Source organism: Thiomonas sp. SCN 64-16 (genome assembly GCF_001725585.1).
GTDB classification, from domain to species: domain Bacteria; phylum Pseudomonadota; class Gammaproteobacteria; order Burkholderiales; family Burkholderiaceae_C; genus Thiomonas; species Thiomonas arsenitoxydans.
This window is the reverse complement of sequence record NZ_MEGQ01000040.1, coordinates 34148-41646: the sequence shown is the minus strand read 5'-3', so window position 1 is coordinate 41646 and position 7499 is coordinate 34148. Positions and strand designations below refer to the sequence as shown.

At 62.7% G+C, this 7499-nt stretch carries 8 protein-coding genes and 1 pseudogene; 3 read left to right on the top strand and 6 right to left on the bottom strand.

Annotated features, from left to right (window positions below; translation table 11 throughout):
- Positions 1-186: 186 nt before the first annotated feature.
- From ABT24_RS11645 to ABT24_RS11620, 6 genes and pseudogenes are all read right to left on the bottom strand, one after another.
- Positions 187-660 (bottom strand): annotated as a pseudogene (locus ABT24_RS11645) (integrase core domain-containing protein); the annotation flags it as partial.
- A 61-nt stretch (positions 661-721) separates the two neighbouring features.
- Positions 722-2038: a TraB/TrbI/VirB10 family type IV secretion system protein gene (locus ABT24_RS11640; RefSeq protein ID WP_286737860.1), complete on the bottom strand. Its 1317-nt coding sequence runs from the start codon at positions 2036-2038 to the stop codon at positions 722-724.
- A 153-nt stretch (positions 2039-2191) separates the two neighbouring features.
- On the bottom strand, positions 2192-3142 hold the full coding sequence (locus ABT24_RS11635; RefSeq protein ID WP_276731364.1) for a TrbG/VirB9 family P-type conjugative transfer protein: 951 nt from the start codon (positions 3140-3142) through the stop codon (positions 2192-2194).
- A gap of 35 nt (positions 3143-3177) precedes the next feature.
- Positions 3178-3822: a VirB8 family type IV secretion system protein gene (locus ABT24_RS11630; protein ID WP_276731367.1), complete on the bottom strand. Its 645-nt coding sequence runs from the start codon at positions 3820-3822 to the stop codon at positions 3178-3180.
- 230 nt (positions 3823-4052) lie between these two features.
- Complete coding sequence (locus ABT24_RS11625; protein WP_276731370.1) at positions 4053-4871, bottom strand: BRO-N domain-containing protein; 819 nt, start codon at positions 4869-4871, stop codon at positions 4053-4055.
- Positions 4847-5011: a hypothetical protein gene (locus ABT24_RS11620; protein WP_286737857.1), complete on the bottom strand. Its 165-nt coding sequence runs from the start codon at positions 5009-5011 to the stop codon at positions 4847-4849. The genes ABT24_RS11625 and ABT24_RS11620 overlap by 25 nt, the downstream gene beginning before the upstream one ends.
- 380 nt (positions 5012-5391) lie before the next feature.
- On the opposite strand from ABT24_RS11620, the gene ABT24_RS11615 reads away from it, so the two are divergent.
- The 3 genes from ABT24_RS11615 to ABT24_RS11605 are packed head-to-tail and all read left to right on the top strand — an operon-like array spanning position 5392 to position 7242.
- The gene (locus ABT24_RS11615) at positions 5392-5751 is read left to right on the top strand and encodes a hypothetical protein (RefSeq protein ID WP_276731372.1); all 360 of its coding nucleotides are present in this window, start codon (positions 5392-5394) and stop codon (positions 5749-5751) included.
- 14 nt (positions 5752-5765) lie between these two features.
- Positions 5766-6491: a P-loop NTPase family protein gene (locus ABT24_RS11610; protein WP_276731375.1), complete on the top strand. Its 726-nt coding sequence runs from the start codon at positions 5766-5768 to the stop codon at positions 6489-6491.
- Position 6492: 1 nt separating this feature from the next.
- The gene (locus ABT24_RS11605; RefSeq protein ID WP_276731378.1) at positions 6493-7242 is read left to right on the top strand and encodes a hypothetical protein; all 750 of its coding nucleotides are present in this window, start codon (positions 6493-6495) and stop codon (positions 7240-7242) included.
- Positions 7243-7499: the final 257 nt, after the last annotated feature.

Here is a 7499-nt window from a genome sequence, read left to right as displayed (position 1 = left end):
CCACATGGACGGCGAGAAAGGACAAGTGGCTCCCGCCGGGCGACAGTTGGAATCCCGTTCGCTCTGGATACCGGAAAAAATCGCGGACGTCGTAGGACTTGATAGCCGACGCAATGCATGCCGGATCTGATTGAGACCGATTCATGTTTCGTTGAGTCCGTTGTGGCAGTGACCTGCTCGGATTTTTCACCCCACCGGGATTTGCAATCTAGCTTCGGTTAGTAATCCTGCCGCAGTGACTTGGGCGGCCTGCTGCGGTGTCAAATAGCTCAGACTGGAATGCGGTCTGACGGTCTTGTAGTGCTGGCGCCAGTCCTCGATCACGATGCGTTCCTCGGTCCTGTTGCGGAACCACTCCAGGTTCAGGCACTCGTCGCGCAGCTTACCGTTAAAACTCTCGGTCGTGCCGTTCTGCCAGGGCTTGCCCGGGTCGATCAGTACGGTCTCGATGCCCTGATCCACTATCCATTGCAGCAACGCGCGCGAGACGAATTCCGGACCATTGTCCGAGCGCAGGCAGCGCGGTGCCCCTCGGTCGCTGATGATGCGGGTCAGTATCTCGATCACGCTGCGCGAATGGATCGACCCGGCCACATCAACGACCAGGCATTCTCGCGTGTACTCATCGACCAGCGTCAGGCACTTGATCTGCTGGCTGTGGCGGTCAAAAAGATCTCATCGTCGGGATTGCTTCTGCCGCTATCCCGACGATGCATTGCCATCACCCCCCGGCGTACGGCGGCAGAATCATCGTCCGGTTCACCAGCACATTGAACGTGTAGCCTGGCCGGATGTTGAGCGTCGGCTGGATGTTCAGGTTCTTGTTGAGCAGGTTCGTACCGACGGTGTTGATCTGCTGCGCAAGGGCTCCCGCTGCCTGCTGGCTGGCGCTCGGTGTGGTGAGCGCGTTGCCGGTCTGTGGCTGGCTCAACTGCGCGCCGACCCCCAGCATGCTCATCAGAATGGCGCTGCCGAAGATCCGCGCATAGTGGTTGTCCACCTGGTCGTGCAGTCCGCTCTCACCCTGCCCGTCCGCGCCGACCATGCCTTTCAGGTCGATCATCGACCCGTTCGGGAAGATCAGCCGGTTCCAGGCCACCAGTACGCGGCTCTGGCCATAGGCCACATCACTGCTGTACGCGCCGATGATCTTGGTGCCTTGCGGGATCAGGACAACGCTGGGATTCAGGCTGTCGTACACGGTCTGCCGGACCATGCCGGTAATCGTGCCGGGCAGGTCACTGTCGATCCCGGTTTGCAGAACGGCGGGGATGACCGAACCGGCGAACAGTTCGTGATTGGACGCCTTGGGCTGCACGGCGGCCTGTAGATAGCCGTTGTCAGCCTGGTTCTGCTGGGCGTTCAGGAAGCTTTGATTGCCAGATTGCGCGCCCGCGCCCCCCATGCCATTCATGCCATTCATGCCACCCAGCGAGGCCAGCAACTGGCGCACGTTGGGGTCATTCGCGGCCTGCGGATTCTGCGCCATGTCCTGCGCCAGTTTGCGTTGCATCGCGAGCAGGTCTTCCGGGCTGGTCTGAGTCCGGCTCGCTCCTGCGGTTTGCATCAGGCCCTTGCCGCCGACGCCGGTCTCGGAGAGGTGCGCGCTTTGGTCCGCCAGCACAAGACCTTCCAGACGCTTGTAGTGTTGCTCGACAAGCCACTGGTGATATTTCTGTGCGGGCGTCAGGGCCGTGGACTGACCGGGTTGCAGCGTCACCCCCTGCGGATGGGCCAGCGCATCCCCTGCCCCGCTGGCTGCCAGCGCGGGTGTTGACGCGGCCACAGCCGGCACGACGCCGCCGACTCCACGCACGGCAAAGGCGCTGGACTGAGATGCGGTCGGCGTCGGCGCGGCACTCATGCCAACCTGATCGGTGCTGCTGGCCGACAAGCCGTCCGAAGGCGCGGACTTGTTGCCCGACGTGGCGATACCGATCAGGATCAACGCGCTGAGCACGGTCAACCCGCCGAACATCATCGTCTTGCTTTTCTTGGACAGGCGCTTGCCCTGCTTGGGCTCGGCCTTGAGCTTCATGCCTTTGCCTTTGCCCTCTTTGGCGGTCTTCCCAGGCCCGATCACGTCGGCGATGGGCGGAAGCGCGGCAGAAGGCGCCCCCTCGATCGAGCCCGCGGGCTTGCTGTTTTCGTCAACCATCATGAATGCCCCTTGTGTGTTGTGGACTGTGGCTTAACGCGCCCAGCCGAAGAACCCGCTGTCCTGCCCGCCGTGCTGGCAGACCACCGTGCGGGCATCCTTGCCGACACCCAGCGTCAGATTGAATTTGCTCGGCAGGCCGTCGATGACGTAGTAGCCATGCACCAGGCGGCTGTTCATCAGTTCGGTGGCCCCGTTGCTGGTGTTGAACACCGCAGGCGCATCGGTGAACTTCATCGATTGCGGCATTTGCAGGTAGGTGTGACCGCCTCCGGCGAACACGCGCACGGGCAGCATGCTGGTGTCGTTGTCGCCGTTGTCCGCCTTGCAGGTGAAGTCGAAGTCCAGCTTGGCGGGGTCGATGTCACCCAGCGGCGCAACCACGGCCTGTTTCTTCGCTTCAGCTTTGGCCTGCTCGGCGGCGCGCGCCTGGGCGGCCTGCTGCTGCATATTGATGACGAGTTGCTGCGGGTCGTAGTAGCCGACCAGCGGCACATAGTCGTGGGCGTCGCTTTTCAGGGTCATGTAATAGACCCGCCCGGCGTCGGTCGTCACGACCAGGTTGGTGACCAGCCCGGCCTGCGTCGGCTTGACGATGACCACAGGCCGATCTCCTGCGTTGGTCGGCTGCACCAGCCAGCGCACGCTGTCACCGATGCTCAGGCTAGTGATGTGCTCGCCAGGCAGGAGGTTGATGACGCAGACATGGAGCGGCGCGCAGGTGATGGTTGGGCGGCTCTGCCCGTAGGCGTACATGACCTGGCCGTTGGTGCCGATGATGTCGTTCGCCACCCCGGTTTGCAGCCACTGCTGCGCAGCGGCGTCGGTGGCGCGGTAGGACAGTGGCACAGGCGGAGTCTGGTTCACCAGTTCATGGCTGGTCCGCCCGTTGTCGGGCGTGCCGACCGGGGGAATCGTGCCTGCTGCAAAGGCAGGGGCAAGGAAAGAGGCCGACAGGGCGGCGGCAAGAAGGGTGCGTTTCATGGGAATCACTCCGGGTGAGATGGAAATGGGGTGGATCAGGACACGCTCTGCGTCCAGTTGAGGGACTGAATGAAGATGCCCAGTGGGTTGTCCAGCATGACTTGCGGCTTGTCGGCCAGCTTGGCGTCCACGCCGACCGTGATCTGGGCTTTCCAGTGGGTCGTCGTGCTGTTCTGGCCTGGGGTGGCTTTGACCTCCGTCCAGTTCACCTGATAGGTATTGGCCCCGGTCGGCAACACGCTGTTGACCTGCGGGTTGACGGTGTAGGCGGCGCCAAACGGGCTGTTCGCCTTGAACCAGTCGCTCACGGTGCTGGCCGCGTTGCTCGACAGCATCGCGTAGCTGCGATTGAGCAGGTTCTGCTGCGCGGTCTGGTCGGGCAGCACCATGCGGGTGTTGACAATCCAGTTGGCCAGTTGCGCCTCGATGATCCGCTGGGTCACGCCTGAGCCGTTGCTGGGCTGCGCCACGGCGATCGGGCTGCCCATCTTGTCGATGGCGACCACGAAGGGTTTGATCTTGCTCTGCGCGCCGATGTAGGCCACGCCCGCCACGGCGACGGCGGCCACGGAGAGCGCGGCGATGGCGGCGATGCGCCACGAGCGGGCACGGGAGATTTGATCGCCGTAGCGCTCGTCCCACTCGCGGCGGGCATTGAGATAAGGGTTGGCTTGAGCCATGAGGATTCTCCTTTGTGAGGGTTGCTTGATCGGTTATGTGCGAGGGGCGGCAAAACGCTTTGCGACGCGCTTTGTCGGCCTGCGCTTTGCGGGCATGCCTGGATTCGCAGGCTTGCTGCCGATGCCCCAGGCCTGCTGTAGATCGAAGCCGGTCAGCCAGCCCCATTCGGAAACCTTGCGCTTGGGGCCTCTTGCGACGCCCCGCGAGGTGGGTGGTGTGAGTTGGGGCTTCATTGCAGATACAACTCGAATTCGGGCTCGGCCAGAATGGCGACCACGGACGGTTTCCACAGAATCTGGTAGCCCGAGTGCTTGCCGTTGCTGTAGGGATAGGCTTCGCCATGCAGCTTGCCCGCCTCGGTGAGTTCCCATTCGCCCCGCGCATTGCGCCGTTGCAGGCCCAGGCGCTCCAGCAGCCGGTTGGTGGTGACGGCAGGCTCGGCAATCGCGCGCCCGACGGCGGTCGCGTTCATCGTCGCCATCGGCTCGGAGTTCCGAGGCAGCGCCGCCCGAAAGCCGTCCAGGTGCAGGCCGGTTTCGCGCTCGATCACGCTCAGGGCGACGGCGGCGGCCATCGACGTCTTCACGCCGGGCACCGCAGCGATCATCTGCTGCACTCCGATCAGCGCAGCTACACGGGTTTCCAGGTTGTCGGTCAACCCGCGTTGTGCGCGAGCCTGCCGCTGGATGTCCACCAGGGTCGGGTGAACCGAGTAGGTGCCGGTCTTGCGGATCGCGGGTAGGACTTCGCTGGTCACCCAGCGCTTGAAGCGCTTGGCTTCGGGTTTGCGGCTGCCGAGGATCAGGGCGTAAACACCCGACTCGTTGATGTGGTTCTGACGCTGGCGACCACCCGCCGTAAGGGTGTCCAGTTTCTGGACATCCTCAAGATCGACGTGCGATTCGAGCGCCTGACGCGAATTGCCGAACCCCAAAATGGAGCAGACATCGCTGGCGCTGAACCACGGCAGGCCCGCGTCATCCACCTGCACGCGCACGGCGGTGGATTCAAACTGGAAGGCGATCAGGTCGCCTGGATTGGATTGCATTTCGGCATCTCCGAAAGGGTGGGGATACCGGGATATGCGCCGGGGGCGGCAAAGCGCGATGCGTACCGGGCGCTCAGGTGGGCGATGCTTTCCTTGCCCCTGCTGTTGCCTTTGCAGTTGCCTTTGACTTTGGCGTTCAAGGCGCAGCCGAGAACGCTGCCCTTCGGGTCTCGGGCGGAGCCTGAGCAGGTGGGGACGAGCGCACAAACGCAGAAAAACAAGCACGCCAGTGCGCAGGTTTTCGAGGCTTGTGGGGACGGCCCCCTACCCTGCACTTATTTTCAAACGGCGCATCCTGATGACGGTCGTCACCTAACGGCATGCCTCGTCGGATAACGAGCTTTTTCATCATAGTGCGGTGCAAATCGCGCAACGCAAGGCACCTGAACCCGCCAGGTCTGCTCGTTTCCGCCCTCGATTCCACGATGCGCGCCGACACTCGCCACCGATGCGCAACAAATCGTGCCGCCCTTACGCATATCCAATTGCGGGCATGTGCTCGCTTCATTGGAGAAAGAACATGGGAATCGACACCCTACTCAAAGCAGCACCACCCCGGTACACCGCGCAAGTGGCATCTTGGGCCGACAAGATCGACCGACTGCGTGGCACCGGCTGGTCATGGGGAGACATTGCAACGGCCTTGGCGCCAGACTTGGGATGGAGCTTGCCCGACGTTGACCAGAGCGTTCAGGCGCGTGTCCTAGGCGAGCGATTGCGCATTTCCATGCGTGGCGCACGCGCGGCCCTGGCGGCGGGCAAGCTCAGGCCCATACCGCCCGAGACACCTGCCAAGCCCCAAGACGTCAGGCCGACGCAGGAGCGGTTTGTCCGCTTGGGCAAGCCCGCTGATTCCATCTCTCCCATTCCAGAAATCTGAACGGAGCACGCATCATGACAACGAAGACGATTTACTTCTCCCATGGCGACAAGGGCGGCGTAGGCAAATCCGTGGTGGCCTCGGTCGTGACCGACTGGCTGCTGTCCCGCAATACCACACTGGCGCTCGTGGATGGCGATAACAACAAAGACGTGGCCAGTCGTTTTGCAGGCGATGCTCGAATGGAGTCGGTCTATCTGAACTTGAACGATCCCAGCGAGGCGGATGCCGTGATGGGACGTTTTGGCATCTGGCTGGAGAACAACACGGCAGACAGCGTCGTGCTCAATTTGCCCGCCAATGCTTCCCAGACTCTCGATCAGCAAGCTGAAATTCTGCGCGACATGGCCGATGCCCTGGGCTATCGCCTGGCCGCGACGTTCTCACTCGGGAAAGGGCAGGCTTGCTCCGATGCGCTCCAGGAGTCTCTGGCATCCGGGCTGCTGTCAGTGATCGATCCGGGTAACCGCATGGTGCTCTATCCAGCATTCGATATGAAGCCGGAAGAGTCCAGTTGGTATGACGTGCATCGCAAGCAGTACGCGGGGCATGAAGCGGTGTTTCCAGCGCTCAAGCCCAGAGACGCATTCACAGAGGTGCTCAATCACGCGAAGCCGTATTCGGCGCTGCTGCAGGCCCAGCCTCATGTGCTGCATCTGCATACGCGCAGCGTGCTCGCCCGCTGGGTGGCGTCGGCGCGCCGCGCGCTGGCCCCGCTTTTCCCTGCTTTGGAGGTTTGACATGAACGCACGCGATAAGGTGTTATCCAGTCTGCAACCCGACGTGAAGGAAACAGCGCTGCGCCTGGCGGTGGACGCGCAGTGGAGCGCGGACGATCCGATCTGGGAAATGGCCGCACTGATGCTGCGCACCGAAACGGCAGCCCTGTCGGTTGTCGGTGCGGTGGAACGGGTGCAGTCGTTGGAGAGCGTTCCGGCAAAGCTCGACGCCGCCGCCAGCAAAGCCACGGAACGGATGGCCTCGGCCATTGCCGCCTCGGGTTCCCGTGCAGCAGAGGCCGTCAATGATGCGGCAGATCGGCATGCAGCGCTGTTCAAGAAGCTCTCGGGTGCGGTCAAGGAAGATGCCGCAACCGGCGTCAGCGCGGCGCTACGCAACGGAGAAAAGGCGCTTCATGATGCGTTGAGCGGCGTCATCCGTTCGGCGCAGGCCGCCACAGATGCCCGCGCAGTCCTCGTGGCAACCAACGCCATGGAGCAGGCGGCTGCGGCGCTGAAAATGCGGGCGGTGGTGATGCCGACGTTGTTGGGCATGCTCACCCTGGCGCTGGTGTTTCTCGCTGGGGCCATGTTCAACGCGGTGGTCTTGCCGCTGATGGGGTGGTTGCTGGTTGCCGTGGTCTGCACGATGGGGCTGCTGTCGGTAGTCTGGTCTGAGTCCGGGTCGAAGCTGTTCCGTCTCTGGGCTACCGGTGGATGGGGCTTGGTCATCGCGGTAGCGCTACTGCATACCCTGCTCGCGGCGCGGTAACCGGCGGAAGCGCCGCACGCAGTGCAAAAGCACCCGCCTGCGGCGGCGCAAAGTCAAAAGCAGGGGCAAGGAAAAATCGACACAAACTGCACCCGCCTGTGGCGGCGCACAGGCAAGGGGCAAAGAAAAAAACAGTGGCGGAATTTCTTCGTTCGCTGCTTTTGTCTTGGTCTGCGACGAAGCTCGCAGATGCCGTTGGTTGAAATGTTTCCTTGCCCCTGCTTTTTGTTTTTTTGGGTTCAGGAGACTGGTACCGT